The sequence below is a fragment of the Zunongwangia sp. L-65 genome, from assembly GCF_056859415.1.
Genome location: NZ_JBSXOK010000050.1, coordinates 1 through 19054 on the forward strand (window position 1 = coordinate 1; position 19054 = coordinate 19054).

The following is a 19054-nucleotide window of genomic DNA, read 5'->3' on the forward strand; positions in this document are numbered from 1 at the left end:
AAAATTTGTTGATGTGAAAATGAAGATAGAAAAAAACAACTTTAAACCTTGAACTTTTAAACTTTGAACTCAACAGCGGCTGCTTAAGCTTTCGCTTATCGAGTAAATTTTGGGTTTTATTTAAAACAATCTTTCTTAAAGTCTATCCTTTTCTATTTATCTTGCGCTATATTTTAGCGCGTGCGTACTTCGATTTGCACCCAACTAAACTGAATTTTACTACAATTTCAGTAGTGTATGAGTAAATATAAAATTTTAGAGTACCTAAGAAGGTTTTCTTTTTGGCTAAGTTTCTTTGCGGTAATAGCAATAATTTTTGATTTAGGCTTTTCTCATGAGAAATTTGTTGAAATCGAAATAAGAACTTTTTATTTTATTACCCTTCTCGTTGGAATTCCTTCTATTGCTTTACGTTATTTTATCGCCAATGATCGTTTCCCTAACAAGGTTAGATTTTTCGATACTATCATTTTCTCGCTATTTGGCCTCCTCGCTCTTGCACAGGTTGATGCTATTAGAGAGAATCTTGGATTTTTCGAATTTTTCAATAAAATGGGCTGGATCTACCTGGCTATCGTTATTTATTTTATCCGGGAATTATCCAGGTTTGAATTAAAGATCAATCGAGAAATTATCAATCCGGCACAACTGTTTATTATTAGTTTTTTAATACTCATAATAATAGGGACACTGTGCCTTATGCTTCCTAAAGCTACTCACAATGGCATTTCGTTTTTAGATGCTTTATTCACCTCTACCAGCGCAGTTTGTGTCACCGGACTTATTGTGGTTGATACAGGTAGCTATTTTACAACTTTTGGACAAAGTATCATTTTGGTTTTAATTCAGCTAGGGGGATTGGGAATCATGACTTTTGCCAGTTACTTTAGTTATTTTTTCCGTGGTAGCACCTCGTATGAGAATCAGTTAATGATGAAAAACGTCACCGATTCAGAGACACTGGGCGAAGTTTTTTCGGCATTAAAAAAGATTTTGTTTATCACTTTTGTATTCGAATTTATAGGAGGTTTATTAATTTATATGAGCTTAGATCCTCAATTATTCGAAACTGTTGGTGATCGTATTTTCTTTTCGGTTTTTCACACCATTTCAGGGTTTTGTAATGCCGGTTTTTCTACTTTAGAATATAGTCTATACCAACCGGAATATCGATTTAATTTTCCATTGCATATCATTTTATCAGTACTGTTTATTCTGGGAGGTTTAGGATTTCCTATTGTACTTAACATATATAAGTATGGAAAGTATTTTATCAAAAAGAATTTTTTACGGTTTAAAAGACCAGACCAGCCGGTTCATATGCCATGGGTTTTGAATTTGAATTCCAGAATTGTACTGGTCACCACAGCGATATTACTCGTGGGCGGTACGGTTTTCTTTATGTTCTTTGAATACAACAATACCCTAAAAGATTATAATTTCCTTGGAAAACTGGCTGCTTCTTTCTTTGGTTCCTCGACTCCTAGAACTGCCGGGTTTAACTCGGTCGATATGGGGGCATTGCATTTCTCTACCATTATGGTGATTATGTTTTTAATGTGGATTGGTGCTTCCCCTGGATCTACAGGTGGTGGTATTAAAACAAGCACGATAGCTATTGCTACGCTTAATTTTTTAAGTCTGGCAAAAGGTAAAGACCGTGTAGAAGTTTATAACCGGGAAATTGCAAATAACTCTTTACGAAGAGCTTTTGCGATCATGACCTTATCTATACTTTTTGTAGGATTATCGATTTTAATGATCTCTTATTTTGACCCCGATATGCACTTACTTGATGTGGCTTTCGAATCTATTTCTGCTTACAGTACCGTAGGATTAAGCTTAGGGATTACTGCAAATTTTTCCGGTGCCTCAAAAATTGTAATTATCATGACCATGTTTGCCGGTAGAGTAAGCATGCTTACTATTATGGCCGCATTTTTGGCTGATGTAAAACATTTAAATTATAAATACCCTACAGAGGAAGTTTTAATTAACTAATAGCATTATGAAATATATCATTATTGGATTAGGAAACTTTGGTTCTTCATTAGCCCAAAAGCTTACTGCACTTAACAATGAAGTTATTGGTGTTGATATTCGTATGGATCGTATCGAATCCATAAAAGATAAAATCACACATGCGATTAATCTTGATGCAACAGAATCGGCTGCTGTATCTAACCTGCCTCTTAGGGATACCGATGTTGTAGTGGTAGCCATTGGAGAAAATCAGGGCGCCAATGTGATGACCACAGCTTTGATGAAAAAGTTAAATGTAAAGCGACTTATTAGCCGTGCACAACAGGGATTGCAGGAAATGGTATTAGAAGCTATGGGCGTAGATGAGATTATTCACCCTGAAGAAGAAACCGCCGAGCGCTGGGCCAAAAAACTGAATATGCGCGGAGTGGTAGATAGCTTTGAACTTAATGAGGATTATAGTATTGTTGAAGTGCAGGTACCGGATCAATACCACGATAAAACCTTACAGGAAATACGCTTTAGAGAAGATTATGACCTTATTATTTTGACTACAATGAAAGTCACTGAAGGTAAAAACGATCTTGGGTGCGCAAAAAAAATAACCAATATTAAAGGCGTTGCTTCCGCAGGCACCAAACTATACAAAGGCGATATCATGGTGATCTACGGAAACAAAAAAGATATCAGAAAATTATTAGAAGATCAGCAGAAAAGAGATCGATAATTTTGAATTGAAAAAATCACTTCAAAATTGAAGCATTATTGCAATCATTATTAGTGTACCCTACCCAATTCTTATGCCATTTTCAACCTCTAAACCAGGCTCAATAAGGACAATATCGTTATGATCTCCTACTGCTCCCAAAACCAGACATTCACTCATAAAATTAGCGATTTGCTTATCTGGGAAATTAATTACCGCAATGACCTGTTTCCCTACCAGATCCTGAGGCTCGTAGTTTCTGGTAATTTGTGCAGAGGTCTTTCTAAAACCTATATGTTTTCCAAAATCAATTTTTAATTTGTAAGCGGGCTTCCTGGCTTCTGGGAACTGCTTGGCCTCGATGATTGTTCCTACCCGCATTTCAACTTTTTCAAAGTCTTTCCAACTTATTTCCATAGCATTTGTATTTCTACGGAAATTTAGATATTCTAGAGTACAAAATTGTAAATTTATAGTAAAAAATTATGGCACGTACTCCATCAAATATGTTGGCTTTGGGCACTAAAGCTCCAGAGTTTGAATTATACGATACAGTAACCGATAAAACCTTTGATATTGAAGCACTAAAAGGACCAAAAGGAATATTAATCATGTTTATTTGCAACCATTGTCCATTCGTAAAGCATGTAAATTCAGAAATCGCCAAACTAGGCGAAGAATATCAGGCTAAAGGATTTGGGATAGTGGCAGTTTCCAGCAATGACGTTGAAAATTATCCTGACGACAGCCCGAAATTAATGAAAAAAGCTGCTCAAAAAGAAGGATATACTTTCCCTTATTTATACGATGAAGACCAAAGTGTTGCAAAAGCTTATGATGCTGCCTGCACGCCAGACTTTTTTCTTTTTGATGAAAATTTAGAACTCGCTTATCGCGGTCAGCTAGACGATTCTCGTCCCGGAAACGAAAAACCGGTTACCGGAAAAGATCTTAGAAATGCCATGGATGCTATTCTTGCCGGAGAAAAAGTTGCGGAAGATCAAAAACCGAGTATTGGCTGCAATATTAAATGGAAACAGGCTTAGTGCCAACTGCTTAAATTATATGAAATAACCTCTTATTTCTCCAGAAAAAGAAATATCGGGTTAAACTTTTCACAAAACACAATTATCCTATAGATTTAATAGGTTATTTGATTTGATTTTCTTTAATTTTGAATACAATTTAAAAAGATCAGACTATGAGTACTATAAGATTAGGAGATACTGCACCAAATTTTGATGCTGAAACTACAGAAGGAAAAATAAATTTTTACGATTATCTTGGCGATAGTTGGGGAATATTATTCTCTCACCCATCAGATTATACGCCGGTTTGTACTACGGAATTAGGAACTGTAGCCAATTACAAACCAGAATTTGATAAGCGTAACACTAAAGTAATCGCTTTAAGTATCGACGATCTGGAATCTCACAAAGGTTGGGTAAAAGACATTGAGGAAACTCAGAAAGTAAAACTTAACTATCCCATTATCGCTGATGAGGATAAAAATGTTTCGAATCTTTACGACATGATCCATCCAAATGAAGATAATAAAGCGACGGTAAGATCGGTATTTATTATTAGTCCTGATAAGAAAGTAAAGTTAACATTAACCTATCCACCAAGTACCGGTAGGAATTTTGAAGAAATTCTTCGTGTTATCGATTCTTTACAATTAACGGCGTATCATAAAGTAGCGACTCCGGCAAACTGGAAACATGGTGAAGAAGTAGTTATTAGTCCTGCGGTTTCTAACGAAGATGCTAAAGGTCTATTCCCTAAAGGATATAAAGAAGTGAAACCATATTTGAGAATGACCCCACAACCCAATTTGGACTAATTTCTTAAAAAACAATCGTAAATTACCTTTGGGCAAGCCCACAAGGCATTCGATAGAGACAAAATCTCAATTCCAAAGCATCCCGATTGCTATCGGGACGGCTATTACGCCCTTTGGCGGTACCAATAAAAAAAGCTGCTCGGTCGAGCAGCTTTTTTTATAATTATTCTGTATTATTTTACATCCATTAACTCTACATCAAAAATCAATGTTGCGTTTGGTGGGATTACACCACCTGCACCACGCTCACCATATCCAAGATGAGAAGGGATCACAAATCTTGCCTGGTCACCAACTTTTAGTTTTAAAATACCTTCGTCCCAACCAGCAATTACATGTCCTACACCAATAGGAAACTCTATAGGCTGATTTCTTTTATAGGAAGAATCAAAAACAGTACCATCGGCCAAGCGACCTTTGTAGTGTACAGCAACCGTTTTTCCTTTTTCGGCTTGTTTACCGTCTCCTTCTTTCTCAATTTTATAGCGTAAACCACTATCGGTTTTTTCAAAACCCTGTGCTAATTTACCAAGAAGTTCTTCCTGTTGCTTTAGGGCAGCAGCTTCACGCTCTGCTTTAGCACCATTAAACTGACGGAACGTTTCTACTGCATTCCAATTTTTAGCTTCTTCCCCTTCACGGATAATTTCTAACTTTTCGATTTTATCACCCTGAGCGATGCTATCTACAACATCCTGACCTTCAACCACACTTCCAAATACCGTATGCTTCCCGTCTAACCATGGTGTCTCTACGTGAGTAATAAAAAACTGACTACCGTTAGTACCAGGACCTGCATTGGCCATCGATAATTTACCTGGAGCATCGTGCTTAAGATCTGGATGAATTTCGTCATCAAATTTATAACCTGGACCACCAGACCCAGTCCCCTGAGGATCACCACCCTGAACCATAAAATCTGGAATTACCCGATGAAATTTTAATCCGTCGTAATAAGGCGTTCCCTGTGATTTTGCTTCGTTTTCTAAATTTCCTTCAGCAAGCCCAACAAAATTTCCTACTGTTCCCGGAGCCTTTTCATATTCTAATGCTACTAAAATTTCACCTTTCGTGGTGTGAAACTTAGCATATATTCCGTTATCCATTTTTTAGTTTTTAATTTTAGCAAAGATACTCTTTTCTGTTTTTTAAAACACTTTTTCTCCCCCAACGTAAGTTTCCACTACTTTTAGATTAGGAATTTCGCTTTCGTCTACCTCCATAATATCCTTTTCCAATAGGATAAAGTCGGCAAATTTACCTTTTTCGATACTTCCCTTTTCCTCTTCTTCAAAGTTCGCATAAGCCGCCCAAATGGTCATTCCTTTTAAGGTTTCTTCACGAGTTAAAGCTTCCTCTTTCATAAAGCCGCCTTCAGGATAGTTTTCAGTGTCCTTTCTTGCTACTGCCGCATAAAAGGTTAAGAACGTACTTACTTGCTCTACCGGAAAATCAGTACCTAAAGCAACCAATCCTGCCTGGTCCAATAATTTTTTATATGCATAAGCGCCTTCTTGTAACCGTTCTTCACCCAAACGATCCTCTGCCCAGTACATATCACTTGTAGCATGTGTAGGTTGGACAGAAGGAATTATATTTTTACTGAAGTATTTAAAATCCTCTTCATCAATAATCTGAGCATGTTCTACCCGCCATCTGCGGTCAGGATCATTTTTCAGCAAAGAATCATAAGTTGTTAGCACCACATAATTAGCTGAATCCCCAATAGCATGCGTATTTAACTGATATTTTGATTTTGCAACTCTAGCCGCTACCTCTTTAAAAGTCTCTATAGGAGAAAGCAAGGCCCCAAAATGACCGTGACGGTCACTATATTCCTCTTTTAAAGCGGCTCCTCGAGAACCTAAAGCGCCATCACCGTAAAATTTTACCGATCGTACATTTAAGTGCTCAGTTTTATAAGGTTCCTTATCAAGATAATAATTAAGGTTTTCTTCGGTATTGCTAATCATTGCATAGATTCTCATTTTAAAATCCCGATGCTGTTGTAAACTGTCCATAAGTTCGATCACTTTACGATCGATACCGGCATCTACCACGGTAGTCAAACCATACTCAAAACACATTTTTTGAGCAGTCATCAAGGCTTCAGCCATTTCGTCTTCGGTTGGTTTTGGTTGCGCATCAAAAATTAATTGCATAGGATTATCGACCAGGATACCGGTTAACTCCCCATTTTTCTGCTCGATATCACCACCTTCAAAAGTAGTTTCTGTAGTAACCCCTGCCTTATCCAACGCAGCTTGATTTACCAGTAAGGCATGACCATCAATTCGGCTTAAAGCAATTGGCGTATCCGGAAATAAACGATCTAAGGTGTCTTTGGCTGGAAACTCTTTATTTTCCCAATCATTTTGATCCCAACCACCCCCTGTGATAAAGGACTTATTATTTTTTTGTTGAAATTCAACGATTCTTGCTACTACTTCTTCATAGCTTTTTGTGCCGACTAGATTTACCATTTGCTGCTGAAGGCCTAAACGATAAAAATGCGCATGAGCATCAATAAAACCTGGATAGACTGCTTTACCGTGGGCATCTATGGTTTTATTTGCTTCATAAATCGACGTAATTTCTGAAACTGTCCCAATTGCTTCAAATTTTCCGTCTTTTACCGCAAAAGCTTCGGCCATAGAAAAATCTTCATCTACCGTATAAATCTTCGCATTGGTTACAATGAGATCTACTTTCTGCTTAGAATCGCAAGAACACAAAATAAATGATACAAATAAAATTGTAAAAATATTACGCATAGTTCACTTTTTAAGATAAGTTGTAAAAATAAAAAATGCACCTTATCTAAGGTGCATTTGAATGAAATTATATGGTTCTGAAGAAATGCTCCCAGAATTATACGCTAATACTTGCAAAAATTGCATCACGAATACTTTTATTTGCCGCCGCCGCAAGGGCAACAGAAATAATGAGTCCTAAAAAAGCGTAAATAAAGTCTCTGGCAATTAATTTAAAGGCTTTCTTTCGATGTTTTTTACCTTTTTTCTTACGGGCCAAACTTATAGCAATCTCACGCCCCCCGATAACTCCAAGGAAAACCCAGGTGGTACTCATAGGTACAGTACTAATAAACAGCTTGTAGATTAATAATAAAACGTAAGTTAAATCCACCAGCGTTGCTGCACGTATATCTGAAATTCGTGATTTTTCACTTACCACTTCCTGAATACGATCGCCTCGCAAATAGAATAGCAATCCTAGCCCTAAAAAGATGGTTACCGCAAATATGATAAACTGAAACAGACTTTGATGTCTGGGTAAGAAAACAGCGATGTTTGCCCCATCCTGCATTACCCAAACCGCCCAAAGTGAACCACTCACAATCCATTGTACCGCCATCCAACCGGTATGCGCTTTACGACTTTTAAAAAACTTTCTTATGGCATTATATGATAAATACCATACTGCAAAGGATAATACAAAAGCCATTACATAACCCGACAAACTCTTACCAACTACTGAAGTGATTCCAGAGGTATCCGCACTAAAAACACTTAAAATAAGAAATGTCGTCGATACCGGCATTCTCATTCTGGTAAGAATTAACAACACTAAAGGAGCTATGATCTGGAAGAAACTAAACTTCTCGGGATGTGGATAATCTGACGTTCCATCGGGGTTTAAAAGTCGTTGATAGGTCACATCTCCATCGTAATGAAGGAAACTCCACGTAACTGTGACCAGGAAAATCGATCCTACAAAAAGCCATAATATCCACCATTTTCTAGCTTTATTACTTTCAATAAAAGTTCCTAAAGACTGGATACTATCATTAGCTACAGTAGCATAAGCAGCAAAAAAGAATCCCACCCACATTGCGGCCCTACCATACCCGGTAGAGATACCGGCAACGATAATACCAACCATGATGATGCCCAGGAAGGTTCTTTCTTTTACAAGAAAATCCAGGATATTTAAATAAGGACGATCCCGGTTAATACGTTTAAATTTTTTAGCCATTAATTACGCTTAGATTATTGACAAATTTGGATGCAAATTAACATACAAAGATTATTAATTTTCTTGATCCTATGTTTTCTTATTGTTATCAATTTTGTGAGACAAAACTAAGAAGTTTTTAAATTGCTTGTAAGAATTAAAACAGATATTTACAGTTTAATAAAACAAAAAGGCGACCAGATGATCTGGTCGCCTTTCGTAGTTATATATTTAAGAGTTCTTAATTATAATCAAATTTATAGGTTACGCCCCCTAAAACCTGGATTCCCTGTACCTGGAAATCGCTCCAGCGCTGATAATCGTTATTTAAAAGGTTGCTACCTTTCACAAACGCTGAAAGTTGATCGTTAAAGCGATAACCTACATGAGCATTCGCATCAAAATAACTATCTAAAGTAATAAATGCTCTCTCTATACCGCCATCTACAGGACGACTATCCACAATTGCCATCGCTTCCCGCTCTCCTACTAAAAACAGGTTAGCACCAGCGTACCATTTTTCTGTAATTTGATAATCTGCGGTGAGCTCGGCAGTATAATTTGGTAAATTCCATGCTTCCTGTTCACGATCAGTATCATAATCAAAAAATTCTCCGGTAATTCCTAACCTAAAATTATCGTTTACATCTAAACTAATATTCGCGAAAAACGAGAGTGTTTTTACATTGTCGTAAACTACCCCAAAAGAGTTTCCGTAAGCGTAGCCTTCCCTAATATCCGGGTTATAAACATTTCTTACAAAAAGGGGTTTTACATCCTCCGCATTGTAGCCTCCTCTAAAATTATAAGAAACAGTGTTGGTCAATTTTCCTTTTGCACCTAAATAAAAATTATATAAATTATCTGTGGGTGCTACCATAATAGTTGGTGAAATATGAGGGTTCTGCTGCACAAAATCGTAGTAGGAATTTTGCTTAAGCCCCCCTTCCAAACCAGCATAAGGCGTAAAATAATCACCGGCTAACTTATAACTGGCGGTAACTTTTGGATATAAGTAGAAGTTACTATCGCTATTTTCTGTATCTAAACCATAGAAAAATGCAGCCCCTATATTAAGGGTTAAATTATTTCTTAGAATTAATAAACTTGGAGTCACTCCCACATTTAAAAATGTGTATTTATTTTCAACATTTTCGGCATAAATTCTATCCATCGAGCCATTTACAAAATTGGCCTGAACATCTGTTGTAATTAATTCGTCTGCAATATTAAATTCTAACGTACTGTTTAAATCTACTTTTTGCTCTGAAGTTCCAAAAGCATCACCTGTTTGTCTAATTTCAAGATCGGCAGTTTTAAAGAAAGAATCATACAGCTCGATATTTCCACCTCCAAAAACCGAATAATAATTTTGCTGCGGATCTACCGTGGTAAGAATTTCAGCATCAGTCATTGGAACGTTTTCAGAAATACCGTACCAATTAAATAACTGATGTTGCACACCAAGCTCAGTATTCCAGGAATAATCACGGTCTTTACTTCCATAATTAAGATTAAGCGATGTGTCGTAGAATTTATTATCCAATAAAACACCATCTATCCCTCCCTGAGAAGAATTATGCAGCAAATAAACTCCAAAGTTCTGATCGCGGTTTACTTCGATATTACTATAAAATTCGGCTAAGACATTGGTATAATTTCCTAATCCTAAAGTTGCATAATTATCGTAAGCTTTAGGAAGACGAACACGTTCTACCCTGGTGGCCCTTCCTTTTACCGGAGTAAAGGTTGAAGCTACCGGAACCGAGAAAATATTATATTTTACTGACTTTTTTGTAGTACTTACCGAATCTGCTTTCCCTGGTACCGCTTTTATTTTAGAAGCCTCTCGTACCGATGGCGAATAAGGTTTTACCACCGTAACTGTTTCACTATCTATTGGGTCTTGTGCAAAAGCAAAACCACTTACTAAAAACAGACATAAAAACAAGCTCCTTTTTACTGAAACAAATTTCATATATAATTTCTTAAATTGTTGTTAGGTTGATCTGATCCTTTTAAGGATTTAATTATTTCCGGTTTGTACGGAAGAATTGGTTTTTGCTTCTTCGGCTTTTATTCTGGAAAGCTCCTGTTGAGCTTCCTGAACCACATCTGGATATTTACTAAAATTCTTAATCACATTATCCAAAACATAAGTGGCCTGGTAAGCATCCCCTAGTTTATAGAAGTTTTTAGCCATAAGCACCAATCCCTTAGCCCCCCATTTTTTATATCCTGAAAAATCTTTGGCTAATACCTGTACCGCAGCATTCGAAGCTTCATAATTATTACTTTTATTTTTAAAATAAGCATCATAATACAGTGCTTCAGCAGCTAATTCGCCAGTCGCCGTTTTTTGAACTTCCGCATAAGCTGTTTTTGCTTTTGCTTCGTTACCCGATTTTATAGCCGATCTTGCCACTATTAATTGCGCATCGGTTCTTGCCTGTTTATCGGCTTCCGGATTCGCCAAAACTTTATCGGCATAAGCTGCTGCCTGTCCCGGCTGATTCATCTCATCGTAAGATTTCATCAGGTTAGACTGTGCATAAATCTTATTTTGAGTATCACCGGCTACCTGCTCTAAACGCTGCAACAATGGTAATGCTTCCTGATATTGTGATTTTTCAAGATAAATTTGAGAAAGTCTTGCTAAGGCCTGTTCGGTAAACTCATTATTTGGTTTAGCGATAACATACTTATAATGTGGAACAGATCCTTCTTTATCACCATCGCGATATTGTAATTGCGCTAGATAGAAATTTGCATTAATAGCATGAATTCCGTTAGGAAAACTTTTTAAATATTTCTCGAAATTCGATTTTGCCTGCGAGGTATTATTTGCCAAATATTGATTTTCGGCAGCTTCGTAAGTAGTGTTATCTAAATCGGCATCACTAACCTCAACAAAATCAATATTCTTAACCCAACCCGCATATTCATCTGTCCTACCTAAGTCTACATACACATTACGAGCTGTAGAAACCGCTTCCATCGCTTCAGGGGTATTTGGATAATCGTTTACTACTTTTTTAAACTTACTAAGCGCTTTTTCTCCCTGATTGGAATTATAATAAATTAATCCCTGTCTCAACATTGCTTTAGGAACCAAAGCACTTCCTGGCACTTCTCTAATTAAACGATCGTAGGTTGAAATCGCCTGCGAGGTGTTATTGGTCGCCACATAGGTATTTCCTAATTCATATAATGCATCGTCACGAAAAGCTGATCGGGGATATTTACTATTGAATCCTGAAAGATCCTCGATCTTACGTTCGTTTCGATCTACAAAACCATAACTAATAGCTTTTTGGAAAGCCGCGTAATCGGCATTACCAACTCCGTTTGCGATAGCTGCATTATATGATTCCATTGCCGGCCAATACTGGCTATTTACAAAGTAACTATCGCCTAGCCTCAAATAAGCATCGTTTCTTTTAGCTGCGTCATGCTGGCTATTTTCAGCATATCTCTTAAAATATTCGATAGCGCGATCATACTCGTTTTTCTTAAAATACGCGTATCCAATATTATAATCTAAATCTGTTTTTTCATCGGTTCCGGCAGCAGCTGTCATTCCTCCAAATTCTTTATAGCCTATAATCGCATCGTCAATTCTGTTCACATTAAATTCACTTTCAGCTTTCCAGTAGGTCGCTTTTGCGGTAATTTTTGGATCACGAGGTTCTTTTAAGGCTTTCTCAAAATTCTTGATCGCTTCATAATAATCGCCTTCTTCGTAAAGCTGAAGTCCGTAATAATACGCTACTTTTTGATAAGCCACTTTATCAGCAAAATTTCTATTGCTTTCTAAAAGGTTCATCGCTTCTTCAAAATTTCCTGAAGTGATAAAAGAGTTGATTAATAATTCCTCAGCTTCAGCCTTATTTGGCGAATTTGGATAGGTTTCCAGGAATGTAATCAATACTTTAGAAGGGCTCTCATAACTATTCCCAATTTCGTAACCAAGCTTTGCGTAATTCAGCATTGCATCTTCTTTGATCTTCGCATCAAAATCCATTTCACTGGCATTTTTAAATGCGTTTAATGCCTGCTGCTTTTGTCCCGATTCTAGATACGATTGTGCCAAATGATAGTAGGCGTTTTGAGCAATCGCGTTTTTACCATCAATAATTTTATTGAATTCTGAAATCGCATTTGCATAATCCCCTTGCTTATAATAAGCGTAGCCTAACTGGTAATAATCGGTATTATTCCATTTTCTTCTTACACCCTGGTATTCTTTTAAGTAAGGAATAGCCTGATCGTATTGCTTTAAATTAAAATAGCTTTCTCCTATAATCTTATTCAGCTGTGATTTTTCTACCACGTTCGATTTTGGCAACTGCTCTTTACCAAGCTGAATGGCTTTTTCAAAATTCCCAAGCTTAAAATTCATATCGGCCTGATAGTACGAAAGTTCTTTGCCGTAACGCTCGTCCCCTTTTACTTCATCAAAGTACTGGTTTGCCTGGTCATAATCGTCTGATTCGTAAGCCATATAACCAATATAATATTTCGCCTGGGCCCCATACTGCTCAGAATCTACAACCCGGTTAAAATAATTTTTCGCCTGTTCTAAATCATTAGTCTGAAAATAAACATATCCTTTATTAAAGTAATATTTCTCTAGATCGGCACGGCTCATACTTTTTTCATCGACCATATCATACCATTTACGTGCCTGTGGATATTTACCGGTATTAAAATAGTAAGTGGCTACATCGTGGTAAGCAGAGTTTGTTTTAGTGCTGGTTGGATATCGGGAAACAAAACGCTCCATAAGCTCATCTGCCCGTGGTTGGTTTAATCTCACTGCGGCATTGGCTACATAGTAAGCACAATCGCCTTTAATTTTCTCGTCTGTTGCTTGTTCTTTAACATCTGCAAAAAGTTTTTGTGCAGCCAGATATTGCTCATTATTATACAATTCTAAGGCTTTATTAAATTTCACAAGATCATTGGTATAAATGGCAGACTGCTGGGAAAATCCAATACTTGCCACCAATAAAAAAACAACAATTAGGTAAGGTTTGCCGGTTGTCATTTATAGTTTTTTAGGTTTGGTAATCAAAGATAATTTAATGCTTTAATTCTAAACGCGATTTAAACACTATAATTATGTTAATGTAGAAAAAAGTGCTTTTGCAGTGTACTAAAAATGTATATTTAGCCTTAGTTTTATAGCTTGAAGTGTTATCTGATTCTTCTAAAAATTGAAACTTAAATTGTATAATTTTGGCTTCAGTTTTTAGGGTGCTTAAAAGAAATATCCAAGCACAGGTCTTGGGCAATAACCTTTAAAAGTTTTTATACTGAAAAGAATTCTGATTTATGGCCAATGTTGTTCTTGAACTTAAAAATGCTGCAATTTACCAGCGGGAAAACCTTATACTTTCTGAAGTTGATGTTACGGTGAATAAAGGTGACTTTGTTTACCTTATAGGAAAAACCGGTACTGGCAAAAGTAGTTTTATGAAAACGCTTTATGGCGATCTTCCTTTAACCGAAGGTGAAGGCTCCATAGTCGATTTTAATCTTAGAAAATTAAAGGAAAAAGATATTCCTTATTTACGTAGAAAACTGGGCATCGTATTTCAGGATTTTAAGTTGTTGACTGATCGTAATATTAAAGACAACCTACTTTTCGTATTAAAAGCAACAGGCTGGAAAGACAAAAACAATATGGATCAAAAAATTGATCTTGTTTTAGAAAAAGTAGGGATGAAAACCAAAGGTTTTAAATTTCCATACCAACTTTCAGGAGGAGAGCAACAACGTGTAGCGATTGCCCGCGCACTTTTAAATGATCCTGAATTAATCCTTGCCGATGAGCCTACCGGAAACCTGGATCCGCAAACCTCGGTAGAAGTGATGGAAGTATTACAGGAAATTAGCCGTAACGGGAATACTATCTTAATGGCTACTCATGATTATGCATTATTACTAAAATATCCTTCTAAAACCCTAAAATGTGACGGTCAACGTGTATTTGAAGTAGTGCAGAAAACGGTCTAAAAAAGTTAGAAAGCTAAAATTGCTTTCAGGAATTTCAAAAAGAAAATAATAAAAAAAGAACTGTCTAAGATTACACTTTAGACAGTTCTTTTTTTTATCGATATTTAGAAAAAGTGAGATACGCGCCACGCTAGCAGTCCAAATAAATATTGAGAATTAGTAAACTTTACCTCCTACTAATATCCAATTTTCAATTCCTCCTTCCAGTTCGTATACCTCCTCAAACCCATCATCTTTAAGAATTTCAATCGCCTTTTTCGTATTTTCCTTATTTTTACCATAAATCACCACCGGCTTATCTTTAGCCAGTGTATCAAAAAAAAGAGAATTATCATTGCTTTCACTCAAAATGATATTCTTAGCTTTAAATATATGGGCATCATCAAATTCTTGAGCTGAACGCACATCTAAAACCTGAATTTCATCTTTCTTCATACGATCCAGCATTTCTTCAGGAGAAATCATTTCAATTTCACTGGCTTCAACTTCCTTACAGCCTTGTGAACATAAGAGCAAAATTGTAAATAATAAAAGGTATTTTCTCATTAGTCTTCTGCCGTTTCGCCTTCCCATTCCATAAAGCCTCCTTTTAAATTGTAAGTATTAGAAAAGCCTAGCTGGTCAAGGATCGAACAGGCTTGCGCACTTCTTTTACCAGATCTGCAATAAATATAATAGTTCTTATCTTTATCAAGTTGCTCTACCTCATCAATAAACCCCTGCCCCTTATAAATATCAATATTCTTAGAATTTGGGATGTATCCCTCTTCAACTTCTTCTTCAGTTCTAACATCAAGAATAGCCGCGTTAGCATCTTTACCAAGCTGTTCTCTCCATTCTTCCTGTTCAAGTTCTTTCATTATATGTACATTTTATATTAAGCAATGTAAATATACATTATCTAAATTAACTGCATTCCTGTGCCCATCAAACAACTGTATTTTTTTAACCTTTCTTTAATATATCACACTAAAAAGTTATATATATTTGTATATACAAATGTTGTAGAAACAATGAAGACTGAAGAGATTTTAAAAACAGACCATCTTAAAGACACCAAGAAACTGGTTATTAATATCATGCTTTGTGCCGACAAAGCAACCACAATGATGAACGAGTCACTTAAACCCCATGAAATCTCTATACAACAATTTAATGTTTTACGCATTTTACGGGGACAAAAAGGAACTCCCGCAAATCTTAGTACTATACAGGAGCGAATGGTAAATAAAATGAGTAACACCACCAGACTGGTAGATAAACTTATCCATAAGAATCTTGTTGAACGATTTGTTTGTAAAGAAAACCGCCGAAAAATTGAAATCATTATCACTAAAGAAGGCTTAAAACTACTAGAGATCCTAGACCCAATAATAGACCATCTGGAAGATAACTTCTCTAACTCTATTACGAAAGAAGAATTATTAACATTAAACCAGCTACTTGAAAAAGTTAGAAATTAAATAAAGAGCTGCGGGAAAAGATTCCCAGATAGGACTGGAAAAACTTTTTACAATTTCACGACAAGCTAAAGCGTGTAATAATACAATACCAATAAAACCGAAAAAAATTATGAGTTCAGTTATTAAAAATCTAAAATGGAGGTACGCCACTAAAAAGTTTGATGCCTCTAAAAAAATCGATCAAGAAGATCTAGAAGCACTTTTGGAAGGAGTGCAATTATCTGCTTCTTCTTATGGTTTACAACCCTATCAGATTTTTGTTATAGAAAACCCAGAGATTAGGGAAAAATTAAAATCTGCAGCGTGGGATCAAACACAACTTACTGACGCATCACAGGTTATCGTATTTGCTAATCATAAAAAACTGGATGAAGCTTATGTAGATGACTACATCAAAAACATCGCAGAAACCAGGAATATGAGTGTTGAAGATCTGCAAGGTATGGCAGATATGATTAAAAACACAACCTTAAAAATGGAAGCCGATCAGCAAAACGAATGGGCTCAAAAACAAAGTTACCTGGCATTGGGCTTTTTACTAAACACAGCTGCACATCTTAAAATAGATGTTTGCCCAATGGAAGGATTTTCAGCAGAGAATTTCGATAAAATTCTTGGCTTAGAAGAAAAAGGGCTTCATACTGCAGTGATTGCTTGTATTGGTTATCGCAGTGAAGAAGATGACTATCAACATGCGACGAAAGTACGAAAATCAACACAGGATTTATTCCACTTTATATAAAATCAAATAATAAAATTGCTATGAAAAAGAATATCATTAAAGGAGCTTTAGCTTCAGTTGTTGTAATTGCTTCACTTGCTTTTACCAGTATGGCTAAAAAAATTGATGTAAAAGAAAGTAAGATTACCTGGAAAGGCGAAAAGGTAACTGGCAGTCACGAAGGGACAATCGATTTAAAATCCGGATACTTAAATGTAGAAGATGAGAAAATCTTAGGAGGAGAATTTGTGATCGATATGACTTCTCTTCAATCTACCGATCTTGAAGGCGAAAGCAAAGGAAAATTGGAAGGTCACTTAAAAACAGATGATTTTTTTGGTGTTGCCAATCATCCTGAAGCTAAACTTATCATTACCACAGCATCCAAAAAATCTGGTAATACTTATGGTATCGTAGGTGATCTTACAATTAAAGGAATAACCAACCCCGTAACTTTTGATATGGTTTATAATGGGAAATCTGCCAATGCAAATCTTATTATCGATCGTACGAAATACAATGTACGTTACGGCTCTGGAAGTTTCTTTGATAATCTGGGAGATAAAACTATTTATGACGAATTTAAAATCGCTGTGGATTTAAAATTCTAAAATTCCAACCATTGTATTTCAATCCCGTAATCTTCCCTGAAGATTACGGGATTTATTTTTTGATTATTTGTTTGTGATTTAAAAATTGATGGCTATATTTGAGGCAATGAAAAACAGAATTGCAAATACTTGGTGGTGGTCTAACTTACGTACAAACTTCGTGAGCTAAATTGCCATTATATAAAAATATAAGAAAAAGGCTTGTCTCACGACAAGCCTTTTTTTATTTCAAGATACTTTAAATTATGTACACATTAAAGACCAATTACAAAAAACTCCTTGCAGATACCATTACTCCTGTAAGCGTTTACTTAAAGGTAAGGGACAAGTATCCAAATAGCCTACTATTAGAAAGTAGCGACTACCACGCCAATAAAAATAGCTTCTCCTACATTTGTTGCAATCCAGTTGCCTCTATAAGAGTACAGAATGAGGAAATTTTAGAGGAATATCCAGACGGAACTTCAAAAACAACCAAAATCAGTTCAGAGGTTAACCTTCCCGAAAAAATTCAGGATTTTGGAAAATTGTTCGATACCGAGGAATCTGACTTTAAATTTATCAATAACGGGCTCTTTGGCTATATTTCTTACGATGGTGTACGCTATTTTGAAGACATAAACATCACCAAGAAAAAAGGCGACCTGGAATTACCAGATATGTACTATGCGGTATACCAAAACATCATCGCCATTAACCATTTTAATAATCAGGCATTTATTTTTAATCACTCCTATAGTGATGATAATAAAATTGAAGAAATCGAACAGCTGATAAGCGTTAAGAATTTTGCCACTTACGATTTTCATCGCGAAGGCGAGACCCAAAGTAACCTTACCGACAAAGAATTTATAGAACAGGTGAAATTCGGTAAAAAACATTGTCATCGTGGTGATGTCTTTCAGATTGTACTTTCCAGACGTTTCTCTCAAAAATTTAAAGGAGACGAATTTAATGTGTACCGTGCTTTACGCAGTATCAACCCTTCTCCTTACCTTTTCTATTTTGACTATGGCAACTTTAAGATTTTTGGAAGTTCGCCAGAAGCTCAATTGATCATCGATGAAGGCAAGGCCGAAATTCATCCTATCGCCGGTACATTTAAACGTACCGGAAACGACGAAAAAGATGCCGAAATTGCCAAACAACTTAGTGCCGATGAGAAAGAAAATGCTGAACATGTCATGCTGGTTGATCTTGCTCGTAATGACCTAAGTCGAAACGGAAGCAATGTAAAAGTCGAAACTTATCGAGAAATCCAATTTTTCTCTCATGTTATTCATTTAGTGAGCAAAGTAACCGGAACCAAAAATCCTAATACGCCAACCATGCAGGTGGTAGCCGATACATTTCCGGCAGGTACATTAAGCGGCGCACCAAAACATAGCGCCATGAAGCTTATTGAAGAATGTGAAAATGTAAACCGTGATGCCTACGGTGGTGCGATTGGATTTATGGATTTTCACGGCAACTTTAACCATGCCATCATTATCAGATCCTTTGTTAGTAAAAACCATCAATTACATTATCAGGCCGGTGCCGGGGTGGTCTCAGAATCTAAAGATGAAAACGAGCTTCAGGAAGTATACAATAAACTTGGAGCATTAACCAAAGCATTAGAAATCGCTGAAAATATAGAATAATGGCGTTACTGACCTAAAGGGCAGTCGGGCTTTCGGTAGTCGCTTTTTTAAACGCTAATTCGCTTAAAAAGAGCTCCAACAAAACCTC

General features: G+C 36.3%; 17 protein-coding genes. 9 read left to right on the plus strand and 8 right to left on the minus strand.

The features are described from left to right. The first annotated feature begins 237 nt into the window (after positions 1-237). Both AC13DP_RS06975 and AC13DP_RS06980 read left to right on the plus strand, forming a co-directional pair. Positions 238-2001: a TrkH family potassium uptake protein gene (locus tag AC13DP_RS06975; RefSeq protein ID WP_228251515.1), complete on the plus strand. Its 1764-nt coding sequence runs from the start codon at positions 238-240 to the stop codon at positions 1999-2001. A 7-nt stretch (positions 2002-2008) separates the two neighbouring features. Next, positions 2009-2710 (plus strand): potassium channel family protein, encoded by a 702-nt coding sequence (locus AC13DP_RS06980; protein ID WP_013070352.1) that lies wholly within the window; start codon positions 2009-2011, stop codon positions 2708-2710. A 60-nt stretch (positions 2711-2770) separates the two neighbouring features. On the opposite strand, the gene AC13DP_RS06985 is transcribed toward AC13DP_RS06980, so the two are convergent. Further along, on the minus strand, positions 2771-3106 hold the full coding sequence (locus AC13DP_RS06985; protein WP_013070351.1) for a tRNA-binding protein: 336 nt from the start codon (positions 3104-3106) through the stop codon (positions 2771-2773). Between the two features lie 68 nt (positions 3107-3174). Between AC13DP_RS06985 and AC13DP_RS06990 the strand changes: the two genes are divergently transcribed. Together AC13DP_RS06990 and AC13DP_RS06995 are read left to right on the plus strand one after the other, a co-directional pair. Further along, on the plus strand, positions 3175-3735 hold the full coding sequence (locus AC13DP_RS06990; RefSeq protein WP_347407099.1) for a thioredoxin family protein: 561 nt from the start codon (positions 3175-3177) through the stop codon (positions 3733-3735). A 155-nt stretch (positions 3736-3890) separates the two neighbouring features. Next, positions 3891-4532 carry a peroxiredoxin gene (locus AC13DP_RS06995; RefSeq protein ID WP_347407098.1) on the plus strand — a complete coding sequence of 214 codons (642 nt, stop codon included), beginning with the start codon at positions 3891-3893 and terminating at the stop codon, positions 4530-4532. Positions 4533-4705: 173 nt separating this feature from the next. On the opposite strand, the gene AC13DP_RS07000 is transcribed toward AC13DP_RS06995, so the two are convergent. The 5 genes from AC13DP_RS07000 to AC13DP_RS07020 all read right to left on the minus strand — a co-directional run bounded on the left by AC13DP_RS07000 (position 4706) and on the right by AC13DP_RS07020 (position 13557). Further along, a complete protein-coding gene (locus AC13DP_RS07000) occupies positions 4706-5638 on the minus strand; it encodes a peptidylprolyl isomerase (protein ID WP_272958489.1) in 933 nt (310 codons plus the stop codon). Positions 5639-5680: 42 nt separating this feature from the next. After that, a complete protein-coding gene (locus AC13DP_RS07005; RefSeq protein ID WP_347407097.1) occupies positions 5681-7306 on the minus strand; it encodes an amidohydrolase in 1626 nt (541 codons plus the stop codon). Between the two features lie 97 nt (positions 7307-7403). After that, positions 7404-8528, minus strand: a complete 1125-nt coding sequence (locus AC13DP_RS07010; RefSeq protein WP_013070346.1) for a hypothetical protein — start codon at positions 8526-8528, stop codon at positions 7404-7406. Between the two features lie 220 nt (positions 8529-8748). After that, positions 8749-10485 carry a TonB-dependent receptor gene (locus AC13DP_RS07015; RefSeq protein ID WP_483067465.1) on the minus strand — a complete coding sequence of 579 codons (1737 nt, stop codon included), beginning with the start codon at positions 10483-10485 and terminating at the stop codon, positions 8749-8751. Between the two features lie 48 nt (positions 10486-10533). Continuing rightward, positions 10534-13557, minus strand: a complete 3024-nt coding sequence (locus tag AC13DP_RS07020; RefSeq protein ID WP_483067466.1) for a tetratricopeptide repeat protein — start codon at positions 13555-13557, stop codon at positions 10534-10536. Positions 13558-13844: 287 nt separating this feature from the next. Here AC13DP_RS07020 and AC13DP_RS07025 point away from each other — a divergent pair, with 287 nt between their 5' ends. After that, entirely contained in the window at positions 13845-14528 is a 684-nt protein-coding gene (locus AC13DP_RS07025; protein ID WP_013070343.1) for a cell division ATP-binding protein FtsE, read from the plus strand. Positions 14529-14684: 156 nt separating this feature from the next. On the opposite strand, the gene AC13DP_RS07030 is transcribed toward AC13DP_RS07025, so the two are convergent. Together AC13DP_RS07030 and AC13DP_RS07035 are read right to left on the minus strand one after the other, a co-directional pair. After that, complete coding sequence (locus AC13DP_RS07030) at positions 14685-15074, minus strand: rhodanese-like domain-containing protein (RefSeq protein ID WP_347407094.1); 390 nt, start codon at positions 15072-15074, stop codon at positions 14685-14687. Further along, positions 15074-15388, minus strand: coding sequence for a rhodanese-like domain-containing protein (locus AC13DP_RS07035; protein ID WP_013070341.1), 315 nt, complete (start codon positions 15386-15388; stop codon positions 15074-15076). Before AC13DP_RS07035 ends, AC13DP_RS07030 begins: the two co-directional genes overlap by 1 nt. 153 nt (positions 15389-15541) lie before the next feature. On the opposite strand from AC13DP_RS07035, the gene AC13DP_RS07040 reads away from it, so the two are divergent. The 4 genes from AC13DP_RS07040 to AC13DP_RS07055 all read left to right on the plus strand — a co-directional run bounded on the left by AC13DP_RS07040 (position 15542) and on the right by AC13DP_RS07055 (position 18966). Continuing rightward, positions 15542-15991 carry a MarR family winged helix-turn-helix transcriptional regulator gene (locus tag AC13DP_RS07040; RefSeq protein WP_013070340.1) on the plus strand — a complete coding sequence of 150 codons (450 nt, stop codon included), beginning with the start codon at positions 15542-15544 and terminating at the stop codon, positions 15989-15991. 109 nt (positions 15992-16100) lie between these two features. Then, complete coding sequence (locus AC13DP_RS07045; protein ID WP_013070339.1) at positions 16101-16733, plus strand: NAD(P)H-dependent oxidoreductase; 633 nt, start codon at positions 16101-16103, stop codon at positions 16731-16733. A 20-nt stretch (positions 16734-16753) separates the two neighbouring features. Further along, on the plus strand, positions 16754-17323 hold the full coding sequence (locus tag AC13DP_RS07050) for a YceI family protein (RefSeq protein WP_483067467.1): 570 nt from the start codon (positions 16754-16756) through the stop codon (positions 17321-17323). A gap of 245 nt (positions 17324-17568) precedes the next feature. Next, positions 17569-18966, plus strand: a complete 1398-nt coding sequence (locus AC13DP_RS07055; protein ID WP_483067468.1) for an anthranilate synthase component I family protein — start codon at positions 17569-17571, stop codon at positions 18964-18966. The last annotated feature ends 88 nt before the right edge of the window (positions 18967-19054 follow it).

Excerpts from the sequence above, each read along its gene's own strand:
- AC13DP_RS06975 (WP_228251515.1), top strand. The coding sequence starts at position 238 with ATGAGTAAATATAAAATTTTAGAGTACCTAAGAAGGTTTTCTTTTTGG.
- AC13DP_RS06980 (WP_013070352.1), top strand. The coding sequence starts at position 2,009 with ATGAAATATATCATTATTGGATTAGGAAACTTTGGTTCTTCATTAGCC.
- AC13DP_RS06985 (WP_013070351.1), bottom strand. The coding sequence starts at position 3,106 with ATGGAAATAAGTTGGAAAGACTTTGAAAAAGTTGAAATGCGGGTAGGA.
- AC13DP_RS06990 (WP_347407099.1), top strand. The coding sequence starts at position 3,175 with ATGGCACGTACTCCATCAAATATGTTGGCTTTGGGCACTAAAGCTCCA.
- AC13DP_RS06995 (WP_347407098.1), top strand. The coding sequence starts at position 3,891 with ATGAGTACTATAAGATTAGGAGATACTGCACCAAATTTTGATGCTGAA.
- AC13DP_RS07000 (WP_272958489.1), bottom strand. The coding sequence starts at position 5,638 with ATGGATAACGGAATATATGCTAAGTTTCACACCACGAAAGGTGAAATT.
- AC13DP_RS07005 (WP_347407097.1), bottom strand. The coding sequence starts at position 7,306 with ATGCGTAATATTTTTACAATTTTATTTGTATCATTTATTTTGTGTTCT.
- AC13DP_RS07010 (WP_013070346.1), bottom strand. The coding sequence starts at position 8,528 with ATGGCTAAAAAATTTAAACGTATTAACCGGGATCGTCCTTATTTAAAT.
- AC13DP_RS07015 (WP_483067465.1), bottom strand. The coding sequence starts at position 10,485 with ATGAAATTTGTTTCAGTAAAAAGGAGCTTGTTTTTATGTCTGTTTTTA.
- AC13DP_RS07020 (WP_483067466.1), bottom strand. The coding sequence starts at position 13,557 with ATGACAACCGGCAAACCTTACCTAATTGTTGTTTTTTTATTGGTGGCA.
- AC13DP_RS07025 (WP_013070343.1), top strand. The coding sequence starts at position 13,845 with ATGGCCAATGTTGTTCTTGAACTTAAAAATGCTGCAATTTACCAGCGG.
- AC13DP_RS07030 (WP_347407094.1), bottom strand. The coding sequence starts at position 15,074 with ATGAGAAAATACCTTTTATTATTTACAATTTTGCTCTTATGTTCACAA.
- AC13DP_RS07035 (WP_013070341.1), bottom strand. The coding sequence starts at position 15,388 with ATGAAAGAACTTGAACAGGAAGAATGGAGAGAACAGCTTGGTAAAGAT.
- AC13DP_RS07040 (WP_013070340.1), top strand. The coding sequence starts at position 15,542 with ATGAAGACTGAAGAGATTTTAAAAACAGACCATCTTAAAGACACCAAG.
- AC13DP_RS07045 (WP_013070339.1), top strand. The coding sequence starts at position 16,101 with ATGAGTTCAGTTATTAAAAATCTAAAATGGAGGTACGCCACTAAAAAG.
- AC13DP_RS07050 (WP_483067467.1), top strand. The coding sequence starts at position 16,754 with ATGAAAAAGAATATCATTAAAGGAGCTTTAGCTTCAGTTGTTGTAATT.
- AC13DP_RS07055 (WP_483067468.1), top strand. The coding sequence starts at position 17,569 with ATGTACACATTAAAGACCAATTACAAAAAACTCCTTGCAGATACCATT.